Here is a 19,569-nt window from a genome sequence, read left to right on the forward strand (position 1 = left end):
CCTTTTTTAATATTTAATGTTTAAAAAAACACCATACTAACGTCCTATATGATAATGAAAATTGTTCATATGCATAACAATCTTAGAAGCACAGATAGCTGATATAAATTTGCCACTGTTTAGTATAGAATTCTGACATTGCCAGTTTGACTGAGAGTGCTACCTTGCATCCTAATATCTATATTCCTGACGCTTTTATTGATCTAATCAAGCATACAATGCCAGAAAACTTGAGTATTGATGAATTTATTAGCTGTTGTAAAACACCGTTACGTCGCAGTATTCGTGTAAATACGCTCAAGATAAGCGTGGCTGATTTTCTTACTCGTATTGCAGATAAAGATTGGACACTAACCCCCATTCCTTGGTGTGAAACCGGATTCTGGATTAAGCGCGAGGATGAAGAGAGTGTTTCATTAGGTAATACAGCAGAGCATATGGCGGGGTTATTCTATATTCAAGAAGCCAGCTCTATGATGCCAGTAACCGCTCTACTCAATAATAATGATGCACTTGATTGTGTTCTCGATATGGCATCAGCGCCCGGTTCAAAAACAACCCAGATTGCTTGCGCTATGCAAAACCGAGGCGCGCTGGTTGCTAATGAACTTGCAGCGAGTCGAATTAAAGTATTACACGCCAACCTGCAACGTTGTGGCGTACATAACGCAGCATTAACACACTTTGATGGTTGTGTTTTTGGCACATGGGCACCTGAAGCTTTTGACTCTATTTTACTCGATGCACCCTGCTCTGGTGAAGGTGCTATTCGTAAAGATGATGATGCAATGGCAAACTGGAGCCTTGAGTCAATTGATGAAATTGCAGCAGTACAACGTAATTTAATTATTAGTGCTTTTCAGGCTTTAAAACCCGGTGGTGTCATGGTGTACTCAACATGTACCCTTAACCAACGTGAAAACCAAGAGGTCTGCCATTATCTAAAAGAAACCTTTGGTGATGCGGTTGAATTTGAGTCTTTAAGTGACTTATTTGATGGTGCAGAAAAAGCATTAACGGCTGATGGCTTTTTACACGTTTACCCTCAGGTTTTTGATAGTGAAGGATTTTTTGTTGCTCGCATTCGAAAACATGCCTCTGTTGAAACAGATCCAGTTAAAAAGCGAATGGGTAAATTCCCATTTAGCCAAGTGAAAGCCGATGAGCAGCAGATCATAGCCCAGCAACTTAATACTGATCTTAATATCACCTTATCAACTAACAGTGATATTTGGCTACGAGATAAAGAAGTGTGGCTATTTCCTTCACAACTTAAACATTTAATTGGCGAAATTCGTTTCCAACGTATCGGTATTAAATTAGCTGAACAACACAAAAAAGGCTATCGCTGGCAGCATGAGGCCATCATGACACTTGCTACGGGTAAAGAATCGGTTGCGATAGCACTAACTGCACCACAAGCAAAAGAGTGGTTTATGGGACGAGATATTCGTCCAGAGAACCTTACAGGTAAAGGCGAAGTAATTGTAACATATCGTGATTACCCTATTGGCATTGGTAAATGGGTCGGTAATCGAATCAAGAATGGCTTACCTCGCGAATTAGTACGGGACACTAACTTGTTTGATATCTGATTATATTCAACTTGTTAGCATTAGCTGGTGGTTTATTGACTAAATAAACAATTATTTTTGATTAAAACTGGCAATTCATCAAAGCTAAACTAATATTGATAGTGTAACCGAATTCTATACATAAACCAGTTAGCGCAAGGCTCATCACGAGCCTGTTCCCCTAAGCCCGACACAGGAATCGTTTCGGGCTCTTTTTATCTTCGTTACATCACTATCTTTAGTTATATTACTAACCAATAAGCAAAAAAAACCTGAGCATATAGCTCAGGTCTTAATTAGCCACAAACAAAATATTAGTTCTGTTTGTGTGCTGTAATTTCTGCTTTTCTAAGGTCTTTAACGTTCTTGCTAACGTCACGACGCTCTTTAGATAACTCAGCACTGATGATGATATGATCATCAACACGATCTTCGTAATCGCCTTTCATGTTTTCAATGATCTCTAAAATTTGATCATGGCTCATATCTGGCTTGATATAATCCAACATGTTTTCTAGTAATTCTACACGCTTACGGTTATCACGAATTTTACGATCGTTATCAAGGATTTCGCGCTTAAGTTTGTTTTTACGGCGAGCCTGACGAACAAGTTCAAGGATGTTGTTCATGTTTTGTCCTTAGTCTGAAAATAAAGCCTTGTGAAACTGATTTAATGCTAATAATTAGGAAAAATGCACTTCCTAGTACATAACCGTCGAGTCTCAGTTTTTTTCTAAAATCGGTTATATCAGAAAATCTGCTGTAAACTCAAGTAATACCCGAAGATTATCGACTAGATGGTGAGTTAACATACGCTTAAAGAACCTTTCTTGTTTGGATTATGCCCTTTCCTATTCGAGTTTGCTTTGATTTCGTTCAATAATATTTAAGAGAATGTCTGACGAAGAAGACATTTAAATAAACTTTCTAAGAAATTATCATGACACCGGTATTATTACTTTCTTTGTTTACAAAAAAAGTAAATTTGATTTGCAAATCACCAATCAACGCCTAATCTTCATAGTAGACCAGTACTTATTTACAGTTAAAGCAATCTGAACAAGGATATCTTCGCTGTCATCTTCATGATCAGCAACAGAGTTCAAAGCTCAAATCGCTCCGTAATCTGATATTGGCTATACCGTGTGATGAATAGATTTATCAGGAGACAACATGTCAAAAGCAACAGGTACCGTTAAGTGGTTCAACGAAGAAAAAGGTTTTGGTTTTATCACTCAAGATGACGGCGGTGCTGATGTATTTGTACACTTCCGTGCGATTAGTGGTGATGGCTTTAAAACCTTAACTGAAGGCCAAAAAGTGTCTTACGAAACAGAACAGGGTCCTAAGGGTCTTCAAGCTGCAAACGTTGAAAGAGCCTAGTAATTTAACCTTGAATATCTACAAAAATAAAGGGCTCATTCAGCCCTTTTTCTGCTTCTAATCCTGCTCGTTTATATAGACACCACGCCTTTGAGCAACATAAATGCAAGCTTAATACACGCTAATATTATTTGATATATAAAGAAAATACATATCCAACATCCCCTAATATCCTCGCACTCACCATACGCACACCGACTCATATAAGTTAAACATATTATTTTGTTAAAGTGGTCACATTATTGACCTGTTCTTACAAGAGAAACTTGCCCTTTCAATATGAAAATGGCCTAATACTCATGGTTTTATTAAAGGCCTATTTATGCAACAAATTGAAATAGAAAACTTCGATACACTGTTCAAATATTCACAGTTGTCCTGAAGCGCTTCATTATTCTTTTGTACATAAGTAAAACAGCGTAATGTGCGCTACTAATTTATTTTTCAGGAGACATAACATGTCTAAAGCAACTGGTATCGTTAAGTGGTTCAACGATGAGAAAGGTTTCGGTTTTATCACTCAAGACAACGGCGGCGCTGACGTATTCGTTCACTTCCGTGCTATCACTGGCGAAGGCTTCAAGTCTCTAGCTGAAGGTCAGAAGGTTTCTTTTGACGTTGAGCAAGGCCAAAAAGGTCCTCAAGCTGCTAACGTTGAGCGTGCTTAATTTTTCAACGAACAGTTGAAAGAAGTAAAGGGTATCTTAGATACCCTTTTTTTATATCAGTAAATCACACCACAACATAGACCATTTTGACTCGTGGCTGCTCCTGACCAAAATAATCACTCTCTTGTTCAACCTCCATAAAACCTAGCTGCTGATACAGTTTCTTCGCATGATTATCAGGATGAACCGTAAGCCATAATTTTTCACAGCCCGCTAATTGATTCATTGCTACTTTCATCAATTGTTTACCTACTCCGCTCCCCTGCACGCTTGTATCTACCGCTAAGGCCAGTATCCATCCTTCTGATACAACTAATGACGTATTATTAAACTGAGGCGCGCACAGTACATAACCGACAATATTATCATGATCTCGTGCGACGAAGAAACCAGCGGGCCAACAATCATAGGCTTGGCGAATAAAAAAATCAGGGTAACAATAATCACCAAACAAGCGCTGCTCTAACTGATACACAGCCTGCACATCTTCTTTTTTTGCGACATCAATTGTAATTATTTGAACCACAGTATTCCTTTACTCATTATTTTTCTTACTTCCATAAAAAAACCAGTGACGCATAAACGCCACTGGCTTTAGAAAATAATATCTAGCTATTATTTATCAGCACGACTCATGAACTTGTGTTCAGTTGTGTTGATTTTGATTTTTTCGCCATTTGCAATGTATTCAGGAACTTGAACAACAAGACCTGTAGATAATGTTGCAGGCTTAGTACGAGCACTTGCAGATGCGCCTTTAATTGAAGGGTCTGTTTCAACAATTGTTAGTTCTACCGTTGCTGGTAGCTCTAGCGCAACAGGTGCACCATCAACAGTCAATACTTCAATACCTTTAGTATCTTCATTGATGAAAAGCAATTCTTCCGCAATTGCATCTTTTGAGAAAGTGTATGGAGTGTAATCTTCATCATCCATAAATACATATTCTTCGCCATCGATGTATGAGAAAGATGCTTTCTGACGACGGAAGTCTGCTAATGTAATCATCTCATCAGCTTTGAAGCTAACATCTGATTTTGAGCCCGTTGCAACATCATAAATACGCATACGGTAAAGACTTGCGCCTGCACGACCACTAGGCGTTAGCTTAGTAATTTCTTTAACTAAAGCTACTTTACCGTTAAGTTCAATAGCAGCAAATTTTTTAATATCACTAGCCTTTGGCATGATCATTATTCCAAAAATAAATAGTGGTGAGAAATTACACCAAGATACAGATTTATAGCAAGTAATATGATAGTCCAAAGTCTATTTTTTTGCATTGATATACCAACATGGTTAATAGATAGCCAAGACAATAATTATAGAATTTCATTATCTTTGTATAACAGAATCAATCTACCCATAAAAGAATAATACATACCCAATGCGAATATATTATTGTAAATCTTCCAAAAAGCGTGATAATAGCAAACTACACATATTTTAGAGCGTTACCAAAATGGCAAATACATCTCCAACTCTCCGCGATTACGCCAAGATTATTTACCCCGATAGTACAGCTGAACAATATTCACCACTTTGGAGTTATCGCGCTAAATTCGTACTTCGAGCGACTTATTATCATAATGCTTTTCAGCTTATAGCCTCTAGTATTACCCCTTCTTTGCTGGAAACATTATGTAAGCAGTGCCCTCGATTTTTAGAAAAATCCTTTCGTCCTTATATTGTTAATGACAGTAGTGCGATAGAGAGAGCACAGTTTGTCGTACAACATTATCAATTTGTAAGCGAAAAATTACCGGCACATATCCGTGACGAAATTTATGTTAATGAGAATGGATTAACACTATTTGATTTTACTGTTGGTGAAATAGATTATTCTTTTAAATTAGTATTTCACGCACGTTATCAAAAAGAAGGCGATATGAGCCTGCTTTTATTTAATGACATAGATAAAAACTTTTATACCCTTACCTTTTCAGTGCGGGATATAGAAGGACAACGTCAGTTAGTGATTGGTGGTTTACAGGGGCCATCAAGTAGTCCTGAAAATAACCTTAAAATAAAAGCATTAACCAAAACATTACATGGTCAGCGCCCTAAAGACTTAATGATCAAAATCATTACACTTATTGCTAACATTTGGCAGGTTGACACGCTACTTGCTGTTAAAAGTGACTCTCATGCTTACTCAGCTAAGCGATACAGTAAAGGACGCGTTACAGCTAATTATGATAAACATTGGCAAGCATTAGGTGGGACCGAGTTTGACCGACATTTCTATACATTAGGCTTAGAGGATATTCGTCGCAATCCTGAAGATATCTCTCGCCCTAAACGCGCTATGTATCGCCGCCGTTATGAATGGCTTGATACTATCAACGAGATACTCCAACAAAAAATCAGTTTGTAGTTCCTTTACTATAACTGCCCTAATAACCACAGAGATCAATCTCCTCTGTGGTTAAAGCGCTACCATTAATAGCTGCAAATGCGATGTATTAGATTATTAAGGTAATACTAACTGACTCACATCAGTTAAAACCCAGGCGCTATTATGTTCAACAAAACCAATTTTAGAATAATACCCTTCAGCTTTAGGTGCGGATAATAAAACTATTTTACAACTCTCAGATACTGATTCTGCCGTAACTAAAATAAGATATTTACCAATACCCATTGATTGAATACTTTCATCAACCGCAAGATCTGATAGATAGCAGCAATAGTGAAAATCTGTCATTGAACGAGCAATACCGACAAGTTGATCGTCAACCCATGCCGTTACAACCAAATTACTATTTTCAAGCATGCCTTTTATTATAGTTTCATTTTCCGTTGGCCTTCGCTCACCCAAAGCAGTTTTATTCACTAATTCAATATATTGATTTGGCGTAATAGGATGATTAACTTTATATTCAATTTCCATCTTAACCCTTTAATACTAGCTCGATGTTTTAACAACATACTACAGCCTTAAAGTGACATTGAGTTGATCGAATGTCCATTATATATGGATTTCTGTATTATTTATTATTTAGTAATCACTCCGCACACTAAACGAGCCCCACTACCACCATGTTGATGAGGATGATCGGCATGATTATCACCGCCAGCGTGTACCATCAATGAGCGATCTACTAAATCTGCAAGTTTTAATCGAGGTGCAAGTACTGGCTCTGTTGCATCACCGTAAGTATCAACATATAGCGGTGGTAAGTCACCAAGATGGTTATCAGTAGTCCAAGAATAACCATGCTTACCGGTAAGCATTGGATCATAATGCCCTCCAGCAGCACCTGCTGCTATTGTTCTCCCACCTTCTTTAGTTTCTTCACATGATGGGTTTTCATGTAAATGGAAACCATGTAAGCCAGTTGATAAATCTGATAAATGTGGTGTAAACACTACACCATATTGTGATTGTTGCGCGGTAATATAACCGATCGATTTACCTGAATTAAGATCTTTCATATCAATCTTAATAAGATCGGTGGCATTAACATTAAATGAAATCAAAAATAAGCAAAAGGATAATAAAAAAGTTACCATAAATTCATCCATAAATTTAATAAAGTAATTCCATATTAATATCGTTAAACATTAACATAATCGGTAATTATTAAATTATAGACAGCTTTTATATCTTCGTTAGGAACGAAATGACAATATGATTAAATAAAATAGCAACGTGATATTTTTATCGTCACGTTGCTAGCTACATTTTACTTACTTTCAGATGTATAACTAGAATATGAGCAGTAATAACAACCATTTGATTGAGGGTATATTTTTTTTGCAGCATCTAATGCGGTACTACATGCGGTATGATAACCAAGAGCATCACAATTTTTTACACCAGGACTGTGGCTACATGTTGCAGTATGTATTTCATGATCGCCATTATCTTGCGCATTTTTATCAACATAAAACAAACTCATAATCACCTCTGAATATTAGTATATTGAGAAAAGACATTACTCCTATAAAATTATAGGAGATACTCAATAATCCCAATAATTAGATTCACATCACTATCAGTGGTAAATATTAACCATTAAATATTAATACTGTGATTTAATCGATTTATTTAAGCATGTATTAATGCGATTAAGCCACTGCTAGGCGTGGCAAACAACCTCAATAATTTTTATGCTTAAATAAAATCAATTAACATACCTATTCGCGGTGGTTTATTTTAAGATTTTTTCTTTAATAATGGTCATTACGCCTTGATCATTATTACTTGGAGCATGAAAACGCGCCAATTGTTTGATCTCAGGATGAGCATTATCCATCGCATAACTGAAGTAAGTTTCTTTTAGCATTTCGACATCATTTAAAAAGTCACCAAAACTCATACTTTCTTCAAATGTAAAATTGAAAATACGTTGTAATTCCTTAATAGCAGCCCCTTTAGATGCCGTTTTATGCATAACATCCAACCAAATCTTTGCACTTACAACAACTTGGTGAGTCTGTGAATATAAGGGAGATATGATTGGATATATATACTGCTCTGTGCCGTTGAAATTTAGCACTGCAATTTTAATAAATTCATCATCAACAGCAAATAAATCACTAACAATTTCAAGGTTATGATAGTACTTGTTAATTTCTTCTAATGCCTGTGTATCTGTTGTTTCTGTATAAGCAGAATTTTTACCACACAAGACAATGAAGGTATTATCAATCGCTTTAACTCTAGTAATAATGGTATGAATTTCAGATGTTGGAATGGTTGAGCTATAGAGTTCTTTGCCTTGGTACATAACCAACGTACCATTCTCTGCAATAAACACCATTTTGTCTTTAACTGGTTCAAAAGTATTAACTAAACTCTGATACTGTCGACCTGATGCCGCTGAAAATAAAACATCTTTAGTATGAAGTGCATCGAATACATCATAAAAATCAGCAGGAAGATTTTTATCATCATTTAGTAATGTGCCATCCATATCTGTTGCTATAAATTTTATTGAAGACGTCATATACAATTATTACTCCGATATTTAATGTTATCAATACCTCACATTCTACCTGTTAATGATGTCAATTTTCACCAAAAACACACATAAAATGTCATAGATACAAATCGAGTAATATGAAAAATACTAACTATTTACCTAATTAATCTAAAAAACACCACTACATAACATAGTAGTGTTTTGATATTTACACTACGAGCGATGATCATCACTCCTCTTATGCTTTGGTGTAGGTTTTACTTTAGCATCACAGCAGCCACCAACATTTTCTTTTTTTGCTTTTAGGTATAACTGTATAAATAAAAAGAACATAAAAAATAAAAATACAACAACAGAAATAACGATATATAGAGGAAATAACTCATCGGTACTCATAGAACCCCCTTATCTAACCCTTTCAATTTATCAATAAGTTAATTAAAAACTAATCTATTAATAATATTTGTCAAGGGAATCATAACTTAATCATCATACCTCTATAACAAATTTAAAATGCTTACTAGTTACACTGTAACACTTTTTGTTTAATAACAGTAATAACACCTTGTTCATTATTACTTGGAGCAATAAAGCGTGCTAATTCTTTAATCTCAGGATGGGCATTACTCATCGCATGGCTAAAATAGGTTTCGTTTAGCATTTCAACATCATTAAAGAAATCACCAAAACTCATACTATTTTCAAACGTAAATCCAAATTTGTTACGCATTGCTTTTATTGCTTGGCCTTTTGATGCTTTCTTATCCATAAAATCTAACCACGTTTCACCACTTACAACAACTTGGTGTGTTGCTGCGAACAAAGGCGCAACAAAAGGATAAACATGCTCTTCTGTGCCCTTTAAGTTTAATACTGATATTTTAATAAACTCATCATCAACATCTAATAAATCATCAACGAATGCTATTTGATGACAATACTTCATTATTTCTTGCTGAGCTTGTTCATTTTTAGTTTCGGTGTAAGCTGATTTTTTTCCGCATAACACAATATGGCTATCTTCAATGTTACGTACAACATCAATAATTGAGTCAATCTCAGACTTAGGGATCGTAACGCTATAAAGCTCCTTCCCTTGATACATAACTAGAGTTCCATTTTCAGCAATAAACAATACCTTATCTTTAATCGGTTCCAGCATATTTAACAATGTAAAGTATTGACGTCCAGAAGCTGCAGCAAAGAGTACATTTTTCTCATCAAGTGCCTTAAATACATCAAAAAAATCACATGGAAGTTCATTAGTATCGCTCAGTAAAGTACCGTCCATGTCTGTTGCAATAAATTTTATACAAGATGTCATTACTGTTACTACTCCGATAATGGCTAAACTAATCTAGTGACAATATCTTACCCACAAATTCCCCATAAGAATATAAAGCAACACTATTTCTATTCAAATAGTGCTGCTGAATATTTATAGCGTAGTAGTTATTTCATAATTAACGTTATCACTTATCCGCAGCTGCTAATAACTTTTGTTGAAAAGTCAGCATCCCTGCTGTCTGCTTTATTAATACACCAGAATGAGATTTATCAGCCGAACCATTCACCATGTACCTTTGCAGCGATAAATTATTAGATTTAGTCTTATCAAATCGAACATTACCCATAAAATCACCATCTTTGGCCGATACGGTATAAGACGTTAAGCTAATAACAATCAAAAAAACATACTTAATATATTTCATAACTGTCCCCTATTAAGACTTACAACCTAATAATTTTTTATTATGCTCAACAACCATAATTGCAATGGCTAGAAATAAAATATCTTTGACTAAAAAGAAGCTTGTCGTCGGCACCCCATCGACAATTTTCCATGTGTCAGGCGTTGTAAATAAAAAGCTCAGTGTCACAATAAAAATAATGCTTGAGGCTAATCCTGAAAAATAACCGACTCTAGGATTAAAAAAACCATAAATAAGTCCACCAGCCACAACGATTTCACTAAAACCAACAAGGTTAGATACCATTTGGACAGACAAAAAGTTATATGCCCACCCCATTAGTGGGTGGTTTTTAATTAAAGGTTCAATTGCTGCCGCTTCAGTTGGTGTAAATTTAAAAATACCAATCCACAATAAAACTAGCACAACACCGAAAACACCTAATTTATAACCAAATGTCGTTGCTGATGATACTGCTGGTACTGATGTATGTTGACTTAAACTATTCATATTAGACCCTTCAAACTAAACTAAACTGTTCAGTCCAATTTAGTTATAAATAAATCTGCTGTCAACACTTTTGAACTAAACAGTTTATTTTGATATGATCTGACCAATGAAAAAAGAGGTCTACGAAATGAGCAAACAACAAGAAAAACGACTCAATATTATCAATAAAACAATTACATTATGTGCACAATATGGCTTTCATGGCACCAGCATGGATAGCATTACTACCGCTACCGGAGTATCTAAAGCAACCATTTATAAGTATTTTATTTCAAAAGAAAATCTTATAAAAGAAGCATTAATAATGTTCAGTGAACGTGCATTGAACCACTTAAATATTGTTTTTTCTGATCCAACACTAACGTTAGAACAAAAGCTCTCAGAACGATTTGAAATATTAGTAACATTAATGAAAGATGATTTATTTAATGGCTGTTACTTTCAATTGGCGTACAGCGAATTTAATCATACCGATATTACCATTGCTGATATTTGCAGCGGTTATAAAAAAACTCGAGTAAATATGATTCAAGCTTTATTAACTAAGCATAATATTAATGATCCTGAACTAAAGTCACAACAAGCAGAGTTGATTTTTAATGGATTATTGGCATCGTTACAAATAACAAAAAACACGCAACTAATACCGATGGCAAAAGCAATGTATCTTGATGCTATTTTTAAAGATTAATGCATGAAACATAAACTATTTACCATCATTGTTATACGTTAGCTTTTAAAAACACTATTTATACCGTAGGCGAATTATAGTTTTGCACTATGTCACAATTTAATGATAATTTCCTTTGCTAAAAACCATTGTAGTGCCATAAGATGAATATATATGTGTTATTGATAGGTAAATAACCATTACGAAATATGGTTTATCATTACTTTTAAGCACGGTTTTTAATAAAAAGGCATATCGATATGAAAAATTATTTTGTGTTCTCTCTACTCTTCATCTCAACATCAGTATTGGCTAATACTGATGTATTAAATTCTAAATTTCATAATCCAAATAATAAAAAAGTAATACAAAAGGTCTCTAAACCAGCGATCAACAGCAATAGAATAATAAACCCTAAATTTCACCACCCTGATAATAAAGAACATCATGTGATAAAAAAAACCAAAAAGATCCCCGCATCCGTTCCTGCTCTTTAATTATCTAATTACCATAATTATTAAAAATGAGCACAATGACGTGCTCATTTATTGTATATTTATCATGTAATTACAGCATGTAACACACCAATTCCCCCTACCCTAGAACCCGCTCATTAATCATTAAAAATGAACAATGGCAGATAAGACACTCATGAAGTCATATCACCTTGCTAACAAAGCTTCATTCTCTCCACAATAAAAAATACCACACCAACATAAATAAAAACCAACATTCTCATTTTTTAAACTAAGCTTGGTAACAACATTCGCTTTTACGACCAAACTACAAGGATAGAATGAGATGGCATTACTTGATTTTGTACGCGATATTGGCAACAAACTATTTAGCAATGAAGATGAAGCACCAGAGAAAATTACCCAACATATCGAGAATAACAATCCAGGATTGACTGACTTAAAAGTTGAAGTAAAAGATGGCGTAGCAACCCTTTCTGGCACAGCGAATAGTGCTGTAGCCAAAGAAAAAGCCATTTTGATGGCGGGTAATACCGCAGGAATTGAATCTATTGTTGATAATCTCAATGCGCCAGCTGCCACCGAAACCGTAAAATATTACGAAGTACAATCGGGTGACAGTTTATGGAAAATAGCAGAAAAGACGCTAGGCAATGGCGCTGATTATCAAAAAATCTTTGATGCTAACCAAGAAGTTATTATCGATCCTGACAAAATATTCCCAGGTCAAAAGCTTCGCATACCAACAACTGCTTAATATAAATAGAGGTGAACATCATGGATATTAATCAATTATTACGCGTTGGTGCTCAACTATTCTCACAATCTCAAGCAAATACTACAGGATTAAACGAAAATACAATTACTTCAGCATTATCACATTTATTCGGTGGCGATAGTAATGGCAAAGGTATTGATTTAGAAAGTATAATTCAATCACTTAATGGCGCGGGGTTGGCTAATATCGCAGCTTCTTGGCTTGGTAATGGTGACAATGAAGCTATTTCTGCCACTGACATTGGTAATATCTTTAACCAAGACCAATTATCAAATTTTGCCAATGAGGTTAAATTACCACAAAGCGAAGCGATAACGGGTTTGCAGGAGACATTGCCAGGTATGATAGATAAAGCTAGTCCTAACGGTGATATTGCAGGAGAGCTTTTTCAAGCGGTTGGAGGCATGGATGGACTGCTCAACATAGCCTCAAATATTTTCGGAAAAAAGTAATTAATCAAATAGTCATTTGAAAAAGGAATCGATGTTATTACAACGAACTGGCATTAATAATTTCATCGATTCCTTTATTTTATCGCATTATTTCTGGGCACTAACACCCATCAAGTGATCAACCTTTTGCACGTTCTTAAAGCCAACCGCTTTTAATCGACGAATAACACCATCAACAAAGCCACTGCCCTTTTTCATAATATGTGGGTTACCAGTGTAATGGAAAAGACGTCCATCTTGACGAAGTACACGGTAGATTTCGCTATAAAACTCTTCGCTATACAACTCACCAGCAAGAGAAAAACGCGGTGGATCGTGAATAACGGCATCAAATGACATTGAAGGCATGGTCGTGATCAATTCAAAGCTACTGCCTTGTCGTTGCTCAATACCCTCGTTATTCAAATCACGAGACCAAGGATTGAGTGCACGTAATCCCATCACTGACTCACTGAGCTCAATGGTCAACACTTTTTTAGCACCTAAACGGTGTGCAGCAATCGCTGCGTAACCTAAACCACTGCAACAATCGAGTACATTATCACCACAACGTACAGCTTGTTTAGCCATATCTGAAGCACTTACAAACGGATCAGTTCCTTTAGATATGTGCATCTTAACACCGCTAATTTCAAGCAGCGGTGCGCCTTCTGTAGGTGCTAACTTATAGTAACCAACACTGCGATCTTCAATCGGTTCCATATCGCCATCACTACAAAGATAAATTCTTTGTGTCTTTTTGACGATTTTTTTAAGATCAGCAATAGACAGTATATTGTCTTCGTCAAGAATTAAACCTTCAGCGCTAACAGAGTAATCCTGCTCAGAAAGATGAAGATCAGTCGAGAGATGGACACTTGATTGTCCTTTAGCGATAGCATCTAACGCCTGTTGGGCATTTTTTGTATGAAGATAGTAGCCAAGCATAGTTCGTTTATCTAATTAAAAACACTGCTCGCATTATAACATAAAATAGCGCAGCCATATCTCAATCGTTATAAACCTACCCCGACTAATTTTAAGTTAATACAACATTACACTTTAAGTTAGGTATTTTACTGTTATCAATACGACCAATCGAAATGTTGGTATTATGTTGCTTAATACGCAAAAATGTTTCAATAATAAAACAAGGTTTATCAATATCATTATTTAATTATCCATAATAATGATTATAAAGAACCGCCTCAAATTAATTCCCCCTACAAATCCAGTGCCATTTAATCAATCGCCGAGATTCTAATGTAGAATAACCACCAATAAAAGTGAATAAATATCATAATGATATGACTTTATATCCACATGAAAAAACAATAATTAATTAAATTATTAGAAGGCTATCCCATTTCTTAATATTAGACGTGATTCTTATTGTTGAGTAGATTACTGTAAAAAAAACAATGCAATTATTTACATTGTCTTTGGGTGTTATTTCCTGCTTTATTAACACTGAATAATTAAATAAAGGACTGTCATGAACAAAGCATTTTTGTTATTAACGTTACTACTCCCATCTGCTGCAATCGCTTCTAATAACGTTAACAATACTGAAAATTATCCATCGATACAAAACCCGTCTACCTATACTAATAATACTTATACCTATGTTAAGTGTTGGTATAGAACGAGTGTAAGTCATGATGAACCAGCCACTGATTGGATTTGGGCTAAAAATACAGATGGCAGTTATTATAAACTTCCGGGTTATTGGTGGTCGTCTATTTCATTTAAAAATATGTTTTACACCGATGTGGCAAATAAAGATATTAAGCAACGTTGTGAAGCTTCAATTGATACTAATAATAAAAATGCAGACATTACTTTTTATGCCTCAGATATAAAATCCTCTTATAGCCATACTATTTGGAGTAATGACAAAATCACCCACTCCAATGCGATCAATAAGATCGTTGCTTTTGGTGATAGTCTTTCTGATACAGGTAATACCTTTAATGGTTCACAATGGTTATTCCCTAACAGTAATAGCTGGTTCCTTGGTCATTTTAGCAATGGCTTAGTATGGACAGAATATTTGGCTAACGCTAAACACTTACCTTTATATAACTGGGCTGTTGGTGGTGCTGCAGGCGTTAATGAATATGGCATTCTTACTGGAATTTATGACCAAATATCATCTTTCAATACGTATATGAAATCGGCAAAAAATTATAATATCGGCAATACTCTATTTACCTTAGAGTTTGGCCTTAATGATTTTATGAATTATGGTCGCAACGTGACACAAGTAAAGAGTGATTACAGTACAGCGCTTATTCGTTTAACTGATGTTGGAGCCAAAAATATTTTACTTATGACATTGCCAGATGCCAGCAAAGCACCTCAATTTAAATATTCATCAGCAGAAAAAGTTGCTCTTGTGAGTAAACAAATCAAGCAGTTCAATGCATTTATAAAAGAACAAGCAGCGTATTATAAAGCAAAAGGTATTAATATTACTTTAGTTGATGCATATAAGATGTTTGAAAATGTAACGTCTAATCCACAAAAATACGGTTTTATTAACGCTAAAGATGCTTGTATGGATATTAACCGCAGTTCATCAAAAGACTATTTAATTAGCCACAACCTAACAAATGATTGCGCACAAAATGGTTCAGATAAATACGTATTCTGGGGAGTAACTCATCCAACAACAGCGATGCATAAATATATTGCTCAACAAATAATCAATCAATTGTCAGTAAACTAATTATCCTAAAATATTGGCACTAACTATTTTTTAGTGCCAATAATATAAAACCATTAATAAATTACGCTATTAGCCACTAAAGTCTGACACTGAATAGTTAATATCTGTGTCGATAATTTAATTACACATTACTCATCAATTGTACTTGCTTGATTATCGTTGCAATACCAATAGACCGTGTTGGCGTTAAGTGCTGAGTTAACCCTAATTGTTCGAACCACGCATCAATATCAAACTCAGCTATTTGCTGACGACTCTTTTGATCATAAGCAATAATAATTAACGCCAATAAACCTTTCACAATCGCTGCATCACTATTTGCTGCTAGGTGAATCAGATTATCGTTTGGGGTTAATGTGATCCAAACGCTACTTTGACAACCTCGAATTTTATGATCATTCGTTTGTTCATTTAAAGGTAATATACAAAAACGATCACCAAGTTCAATAAGGTATAAATATTTATCTTCCCAGTTAGAACAGCGCTGAAAATTTTGTAATACTTTTTGGGGCGTCATTGTTGAACTCATGACTTATCCTAATAACTGTTTAATACGCTGCAAACGATCAACAAAGACATCAATATCCTGACTATCGTTATATAGTCCAACCGATGCTCGGCACACTACTGATTGTTCTAAGCGTTGCAATAACGGCATAGCACAATGGTGACCCGTTCGAATCGCTACTCCATAATTATCTAAAAAACTACCGATATCAAAAGCATGATGGTTGCCTAAATTAAATGAAATTACACCGACACGGTTAGCTCTCTTGCCGTATATCGAAAGAGCATCGACACTTCGCATTTGTTCTTCAGCGTAACGAATTAACCTATCTTCATGCTGAATAATCGCATCCATACCAATATGATTAATATAATTAATCGCCTCACTCAGCCCTAAGATTCCAGCAATATTAGGTGTACCAGCTTCAAATCGCCACGGCGAAGTTTGATACGTTGTCCCCATTGGCAATTGAACACGGTCAATCATCGCACCACCACCTTCCCATGGAGGTAGCGTATTGATCCACTGCTTTGCAATATAAAGAACACCAATTCCTGTTGGACCATAAAGTTTATGCCCAGAAAAAGCATAAAAATCACAACCAATATCTTGTACATCAACAGCTTGATGCATAATACCTTGCGCACCATCAATCAATACCGCAGCGCCAAATTGATGAGCAATCGCTGTAGCAGCTTTAATCGGGTTAATACAACCCAATACATTAGAAACATGTGATAACGCTAATAACTTGGTTTTTTTACTCAGTAAGTGGCGTAAATCATCCAACTCCAACGTATGTTCAGCGGTCATTTTCCAGATTTTAATTGTTAAACCTAACCTCTCAGCCAACATTTGCCATGGAACGATATTTGAGTGGTGCTCCATATCAGTAATAATAATTTCATCACCAGCTTGAGCACATGTAGGAAGAAAAGTATTTGCCACTAAATTGATCGCTTCAGTGGTTCCTTTGGTAAAGATAATCTGATCGCTAGATGTAGCCTTTACAAACTCAGCCACTGTTTGACGTGCTTGTTCCATATTATGGGTTGCATTAGCACTTAACCGATGAACACCTCGATGCACTGTTGCATATTCATGAGTATAAAAGCGCTGTATGCGCTCAATCACCGTTAATGGTGTTTGTGCAGTCGCAGCACTATCGAGATAAATTAAAGGCAGTGTATTATGAATATTATTCAGTGTAGGAAAATCACTTCGCCAAGGGCTGTTAAACATTATTTCCGCACTCCAGCTTTTGCGTTACATGCTGCAATAAATACTGACGAATATTATTTAACGTCACTTTTTCACACACTTGAGCAGCAAAAGCTTTGGTAATCATCTGCTCAGCTAATGGTTTAGGAATACCACGAGCTTGAAGGTAAAATACCTGTTCAGGATCTATTTTTCCTGTTGTTGCACCATGACTACATTTTACGTCATCAGCATAAATTTCTAACTTAGGACGGCTATTCACTTGTGATTTTGTACTTAACAACAAGTTATGATTATCCATTTGGCCATCGGTTTTAATTGCGCCTTGATTAACATAAATCATACCGTCAAACACACCAACCCCTTCGCCTAATCCTACGATTTTATGCAATTGCTGGCTGTGACAATGTGGTGCACTATGGTGTAAGAAAGTTCGGCTATCAAAACATTCACTCGATGTCGGTAATGCCAAACTATTAAAGCTGACATCACATCCCACATCACCAAGTTCGGTACTTAATTGATGACGGATTAACTGACCCGATAATAAAAATGTACTGCTGCTTACATTAACATCACGGCCTGTTTTTATATCGTTGTGAGCCAAATGATACTGCTCGCGACCCGCTTCTATTAACTTAATATGTTCAAGTCGAGCACCATCAGCAATAGTGGTTGATAATCGAGAAAGCGTAACGCCCTGTGTATCAGATGATGAAATATGGTGTTCTACCAATTGACATGATGCCAACTTTTCAAGCCGTAGATGATGTCGAACTGAAGTCACTTCCCCTACTTTACTATTACTAAAATGAAGCAAGTAAATCGGCTTATCTACAGTCACTTTCGCAGCAATAGTAATAAATAATCCATCTTTTGCTGTCGCATCTGTTAATTCAGAGGTAAATTCAGGCCTTATTGCATCATTGGTAGATTCATCACTCTTCAGCCATTGCTCAAAACGTTGGATCTCAACACCTGCAATAACATCCGATAAATCGGAAGCAAACTTGCCATCAATAAAGATAAGTCGATAACCGTCATCTTTCCATAGCATTACATCTGACTTTGAAAGCACTGTTGTTGATTTCACTGATGTAAAATCAACATCATTAAATTTAGCCAGTGAGGTATATTTCCAATCTTCATCTGTTCCCATTGGCAAACCAAGTTGGAGCAGATTATTCCAATGTGTACATTGCCACGCTGAATCTTGAACCAGTGGCTGTAACCGCATTAAAGCAAGATCAGAATTACTCTGCAGAGATCCAGCCATAGCCTTTTTCCTCAAGTTCTTTCGCTAATAAATAATCACCTGATTTCACAATCTTGCCCTTCACCATAACATGCACATAATCTGGCTTAATGTAATCAAGAATGCGTTGATAATGGGTAACAACAATAAATGCACGCTGACCGTCACGCAGCGCATTCACTCCTTCAGAAACCGCTTTCAATGCATCAATATCTAACCCTGAGTCTGTCTCATCTAAAATACAGAGGTTGGGTGCAAGAACTGCCATTTGTAAAATATCATTGCGTTTTTTCTCTCCACCAGAGAAGCCTTCATTAACGGAACGATCCAATAGTTGCAGCGGCATTTTTAATAACTGCGCTTTCTCTTCTAATAAGTCTTCAAAATCAAACCGATCTATTTCCTGCAAGCCTTTATATTTGCGAATGCCATTCAGTGCAGTGCGTAAAAATAATTTATTACTGACGCCTGGAATTTCAACTGGGTATTGAAAGGCTAAAAACACACCTTCACCAGCGCGCTCATCGGCATCTAACTCAATTAAATCTTTAGTCTCAAACTGAATAGCACCTTGAGTGATTGTATAATCATCTTTACCCGCTAATGTCGCCGAAAGCGTACTTTTACCCGAACCATTAGGCCCCATAATGGCATGCACCTCACCGGGACGCACAGTTAGGTTAATTCCTTTAAGGATCTCGTTATCATCAACTGCAACATGTAAATCTGTAATTTTTAGCAT

General features: G+C 35.8%; 24 protein-coding genes. 8 read left to right on the plus strand and 16 right to left on the minus strand.

Annotated features, from left to right (window positions below; translation table 11 throughout):
* Positions 1-164: 164 nt before the first annotated feature.
* The gene (gene rsmF, locus C0W29_RS00755) at positions 165-1,595 is read left to right on the plus strand and encodes a 16S rRNA (cytosine(1407)-C(5))-methyltransferase RsmF (protein WP_045044509.1); all 1,431 of its coding nucleotides are present in this window, start codon (positions 165-167) and stop codon (positions 1,593-1,595) included.
* A 293-nt stretch (positions 1,596-1,888) separates the two neighbouring features.
* On the opposite strand, the gene C0W29_RS00760 is transcribed toward rsmF, so the two are convergent.
* Positions 1,889-2,203, minus strand: a complete 315-nt coding sequence (locus C0W29_RS00760) for a DUF496 family protein (RefSeq protein WP_045041996.1) — start codon at positions 2,201-2,203, stop codon at positions 1,889-1,891.
* 544 nt (positions 2,204-2,747) lie between these two features.
* Between C0W29_RS00760 and cspE (C0W29_RS00765) the strand changes: the two genes are divergently transcribed.
* Together cspE (C0W29_RS00765) and cspE (C0W29_RS00770) are read left to right on the plus strand one after the other, a co-directional pair.
* On the plus strand, positions 2,748-2,957 hold the full coding sequence (gene cspE / locus C0W29_RS00765) for a transcription antiterminator/RNA stability regulator CspE (protein ID WP_036794625.1): 210 nt from the start codon (positions 2,748-2,750) through the stop codon (positions 2,955-2,957).
* A 458-nt stretch (positions 2,958-3,415) separates the two neighbouring features.
* Positions 3,416-3,625 carry a transcription antiterminator/RNA stability regulator CspE gene (gene cspE, locus C0W29_RS00770; RefSeq protein WP_036794623.1) on the plus strand — a complete coding sequence of 70 codons (210 nt, stop codon included), beginning with the start codon at positions 3,416-3,418 and terminating at the stop codon, positions 3,623-3,625.
* Positions 3,626-3,689: 64 nt separating this feature from the next.
* Here cspE (C0W29_RS00770) and C0W29_RS00775 read toward each other — a convergent pair whose 3' ends face one another.
* Together C0W29_RS00775 and efpL are read right to left on the minus strand one after the other, a co-directional pair.
* Positions 3,690-4,151 (minus strand): GNAT family N-acetyltransferase, encoded by a 462-nt coding sequence (locus C0W29_RS00775; RefSeq protein WP_052671562.1) that lies wholly within the window; start codon positions 4,149-4,151, stop codon positions 3,690-3,692.
* Between the two features lie 89 nt (positions 4,152-4,240).
* Positions 4,241-4,813 carry an elongation factor P-like protein EfpL gene (efpL, locus tag C0W29_RS00780; protein ID WP_036794621.1) on the minus strand — a complete coding sequence of 191 codons (573 nt, stop codon included), beginning with the start codon at positions 4,811-4,813 and terminating at the stop codon, positions 4,241-4,243.
* Positions 4,814-5,087: 274 nt separating this feature from the next.
* Between efpL and C0W29_RS00785 the strand changes: the two genes are divergently transcribed.
* Positions 5,088-6,002: a VirK/YbjX family protein gene (locus tag C0W29_RS00785; protein ID WP_045041995.1), complete on the plus strand. Its 915-nt coding sequence runs from the start codon at positions 5,088-5,090 to the stop codon at positions 6,000-6,002.
* A 96-nt stretch (positions 6,003-6,098) separates the two neighbouring features.
* On the opposite strand, the gene C0W29_RS00790 is transcribed toward C0W29_RS00785, so the two are convergent.
* The 8 genes from C0W29_RS00790 to C0W29_RS00825 all read right to left on the minus strand — a co-directional run bounded on the left by C0W29_RS00790 (position 6,099) and on the right by C0W29_RS00825 (position 10,757).
* Positions 6,099-6,518: a GNAT family N-acetyltransferase gene (locus tag C0W29_RS00790; RefSeq protein ID WP_045041994.1), complete on the minus strand. Its 420-nt coding sequence runs from the start codon at positions 6,516-6,518 to the stop codon at positions 6,099-6,101.
* A 104-nt stretch (positions 6,519-6,622) separates the two neighbouring features.
* On the minus strand, positions 6,623-7,141 hold the full coding sequence (locus C0W29_RS00795) for a superoxide dismutase family protein (protein WP_045044593.1): 519 nt from the start codon (positions 7,139-7,141) through the stop codon (positions 6,623-6,625).
* Positions 7,142-7,314: 173 nt separating this feature from the next.
* On the minus strand, positions 7,315-7,530 hold the full coding sequence (locus tag C0W29_RS00800) for a hypothetical protein (protein WP_036794616.1): 216 nt from the start codon (positions 7,528-7,530) through the stop codon (positions 7,315-7,317).
* 252 nt (positions 7,531-7,782) lie between these two features.
* On the minus strand, positions 7,783-8,580 hold the full coding sequence (locus C0W29_RS00805; RefSeq protein WP_045044508.1) for a Cof-type HAD-IIB family hydrolase: 798 nt from the start codon (positions 8,578-8,580) through the stop codon (positions 7,783-7,785).
* A gap of 189 nt (positions 8,581-8,769) precedes the next feature.
* Positions 8,770-8,952 carry a hypothetical protein gene (locus tag C0W29_RS00810; RefSeq protein WP_045044507.1) on the minus strand — a complete coding sequence of 61 codons (183 nt, stop codon included), beginning with the start codon at positions 8,950-8,952 and terminating at the stop codon, positions 8,770-8,772.
* A gap of 124 nt (positions 8,953-9,076) precedes the next feature.
* The gene (locus C0W29_RS00815) at positions 9,077-9,880 is read right to left on the minus strand and encodes a Cof-type HAD-IIB family hydrolase (RefSeq protein ID WP_045044506.1); all 804 of its coding nucleotides are present in this window, start codon (positions 9,878-9,880) and stop codon (positions 9,077-9,079) included.
* A gap of 148 nt (positions 9,881-10,028) precedes the next feature.
* On the minus strand, positions 10,029-10,268 hold the full coding sequence (locus tag C0W29_RS00820; RefSeq protein WP_045044505.1) for a hypothetical protein: 240 nt from the start codon (positions 10,266-10,268) through the stop codon (positions 10,029-10,031).
* A gap of 12 nt (positions 10,269-10,280) precedes the next feature.
* Positions 10,281-10,757, minus strand: a complete 477-nt coding sequence (locus C0W29_RS00825; RefSeq protein ID WP_045044504.1) for a DUF417 family protein — start codon at positions 10,755-10,757, stop codon at positions 10,281-10,283.
* Between the two features lie 127 nt (positions 10,758-10,884).
* On the opposite strand from C0W29_RS00825, the gene C0W29_RS00830 reads away from it, so the two are divergent.
* The 3 genes from C0W29_RS00830 (at position 10,885) to C0W29_RS00845 (ending at position 13,133) form a co-directional block, all read left to right on the plus strand.
* Positions 10,885-11,448, plus strand: coding sequence for a TetR/AcrR family transcriptional regulator (locus tag C0W29_RS00830; RefSeq protein ID WP_045041989.1), 564 nt, complete (start codon positions 10,885-10,887; stop codon positions 11,446-11,448).
* Between the two features lie 780 nt (positions 11,449-12,228).
* On the plus strand, positions 12,229-12,660 hold the full coding sequence (lysM, locus tag C0W29_RS00840; protein ID WP_045044503.1) for a peptidoglycan-binding protein LysM: 432 nt from the start codon (positions 12,229-12,231) through the stop codon (positions 12,658-12,660).
* 20 nt (positions 12,661-12,680) lie between these two features.
* On the plus strand, positions 12,681-13,133 hold the full coding sequence (locus C0W29_RS00845) for a YidB family protein (RefSeq protein WP_045041986.1): 453 nt from the start codon (positions 12,681-12,683) through the stop codon (positions 13,131-13,133).
* Positions 13,134-13,220: 87 nt separating this feature from the next.
* Here the strand turns inward: C0W29_RS00845 and C0W29_RS00850 are convergent, their stop codons facing one another.
* Positions 13,221-14,060, minus strand: coding sequence for a class I SAM-dependent methyltransferase (locus C0W29_RS00850; protein ID WP_045041985.1), 840 nt, complete (start codon positions 14,058-14,060; stop codon positions 13,221-13,223).
* A gap of 547 nt (positions 14,061-14,607) precedes the next feature.
* Between C0W29_RS00850 and C0W29_RS00855 the strand changes: the two genes are divergently transcribed.
* Positions 14,608-15,843, plus strand: coding sequence for an SGNH/GDSL hydrolase family protein (locus C0W29_RS00855; protein WP_045041984.1), 1,236 nt, complete (start codon positions 14,608-14,610; stop codon positions 15,841-15,843).
* 121 nt (positions 15,844-15,964) lie between these two features.
* Here the strand turns inward: C0W29_RS00855 and sufE are convergent, their stop codons facing one another.
* The 4 genes from sufE to sufC are packed head-to-tail and all read right to left on the minus strand — an operon-like array spanning position 15,965 to position 19,569.
* Positions 15,965-16,372, minus strand: a complete 408-nt coding sequence (gene sufE / locus C0W29_RS00860) for a cysteine desulfuration protein SufE (protein ID WP_036794599.1) — start codon at positions 16,370-16,372, stop codon at positions 15,965-15,967.
* Between the two features lie 3 nt (positions 16,373-16,375).
* Positions 16,376-17,593 (minus strand): SufS family cysteine desulfurase, encoded by a 1,218-nt coding sequence (locus C0W29_RS00865; protein WP_045044502.1) that lies wholly within the window; start codon positions 17,591-17,593, stop codon positions 16,376-16,378.
* A complete protein-coding gene (sufD, locus tag C0W29_RS00870) occupies positions 17,586-18,848 on the minus strand; it encodes a Fe-S cluster assembly protein SufD (RefSeq protein WP_045041982.1) in 1,263 nt (420 codons plus the stop codon). The genes C0W29_RS00865 and sufD overlap by 8 nt, the downstream gene beginning before the upstream one ends.
* The gene (gene sufC / locus C0W29_RS00875) at positions 18,826-19,569 is read right to left on the minus strand and encodes a Fe-S cluster assembly ATPase SufC (protein ID WP_036794595.1); all 744 of its coding nucleotides are present in this window, start codon (positions 19,567-19,569) and stop codon (positions 18,826-18,828) included. The genes sufD and sufC overlap by 23 nt, the downstream gene beginning before the upstream one ends.

Origin of the sequence: Photobacterium kishitanii (assembly GCF_003026355.1) — a bacterium.
Taxonomy (GTDB): domain Bacteria; phylum Pseudomonadota; class Gammaproteobacteria; order Enterobacterales; family Vibrionaceae; genus Photobacterium; species Photobacterium kishitanii.

Bases quoted from the DNA above. Each gene is read 5' to 3' on its own strand.
- cspE (WP_036794625.1), top strand. From the start codon at position 2,748: ATGTCAAAAGCAACAGGTACCGTTAAGTGGTTCAACGAAGAAAAAGGT.
- sufD (WP_045041982.1), bottom strand. From the start codon at position 18,848: ATGGCTGGATCTCTGCAGAGTAATTCTGATCTTGCTTTAATGCGGTTA.
- C0W29_RS00795 (WP_045044593.1), bottom strand. From the start codon at position 7,141: ATGGTAACTTTTTTATTATCCTTTTGCTTATTTTTGATTTCATTTAAT.
- efpL (WP_036794621.1), bottom strand. From the start codon at position 4,813: ATGCCAAAGGCTAGTGATATTAAAAAATTTGCTGCTATTGAACTTAAC.
- C0W29_RS00810 (WP_045044507.1), bottom strand. From the start codon at position 8,952: ATGAGTACCGATGAGTTATTTCCTCTATATATCGTTATTTCTGTTGTT.
- cspE (WP_036794623.1), top strand. From the start codon at position 3,416: ATGTCTAAAGCAACTGGTATCGTTAAGTGGTTCAACGATGAGAAAGGT.
- C0W29_RS00815 (WP_045044506.1), bottom strand. From the start codon at position 9,880: ATGACATCTTGTATAAAATTTATTGCAACAGACATGGACGGTACTTTA.
- lysM (WP_045044503.1), top strand. From the start codon at position 12,229: ATGGCATTACTTGATTTTGTACGCGATATTGGCAACAAACTATTTAGC.
- C0W29_RS00785 (WP_045041995.1), top strand. From the start codon at position 5,088: ATGGCAAATACATCTCCAACTCTCCGCGATTACGCCAAGATTATTTAC.
- C0W29_RS00820 (WP_045044505.1), bottom strand. From the start codon at position 10,268: ATGAAATATATTAAGTATGTTTTTTTGATTGTTATTAGCTTAACGTCT.
- C0W29_RS00760 (WP_045041996.1), bottom strand. From the start codon at position 2,203: ATGAACAACATCCTTGAACTTGTTCGTCAGGCTCGCCGTAAAAACAAA.
- C0W29_RS00825 (WP_045044504.1), bottom strand. From the start codon at position 10,757: ATGAATAGTTTAAGTCAACATACATCAGTACCAGCAGTATCATCAGCA.
- C0W29_RS00845 (WP_045041986.1), top strand. From the start codon at position 12,681: ATGGATATTAATCAATTATTACGCGTTGGTGCTCAACTATTCTCACAA.
- C0W29_RS00800 (WP_036794616.1), bottom strand. From the start codon at position 7,530: ATGAGTTTGTTTTATGTTGATAAAAATGCGCAAGATAATGGCGATCAT.
- sufE (WP_036794599.1), bottom strand. From the start codon at position 16,372: ATGAGTTCAACAATGACGCCCCAAAAAGTATTACAAAATTTTCAGCGC.
- C0W29_RS00855 (WP_045041984.1), top strand. From the start codon at position 14,608: ATGAACAAAGCATTTTTGTTATTAACGTTACTACTCCCATCTGCTGCA.
- C0W29_RS00865 (WP_045044502.1), bottom strand. From the start codon at position 17,593: ATGTTTAACAGCCCTTGGCGAAGTGATTTTCCTACACTGAATAATATT.
- C0W29_RS00805 (WP_045044508.1), bottom strand. From the start codon at position 8,580: ATGACGTCTTCAATAAAATTTATAGCAACAGATATGGATGGCACATTA.
- C0W29_RS00790 (WP_045041994.1), bottom strand. From the start codon at position 6,518: ATGGAAATTGAATATAAAGTTAATCATCCTATTACGCCAAATCAATAT.
- sufC (WP_036794595.1), bottom strand. From the start codon at position 19,569: ATGCTAAAAATTACAGATTTACATGTTGCAGTTGATGATAACGAGATC.
- C0W29_RS00850 (WP_045041985.1), bottom strand. From the start codon at position 14,060: ATGCTTGGCTACTATCTTCATACAAAAAATGCCCAACAGGCGTTAGAT.
- C0W29_RS00830 (WP_045041989.1), top strand. From the start codon at position 10,885: ATGAGCAAACAACAAGAAAAACGACTCAATATTATCAATAAAACAATT.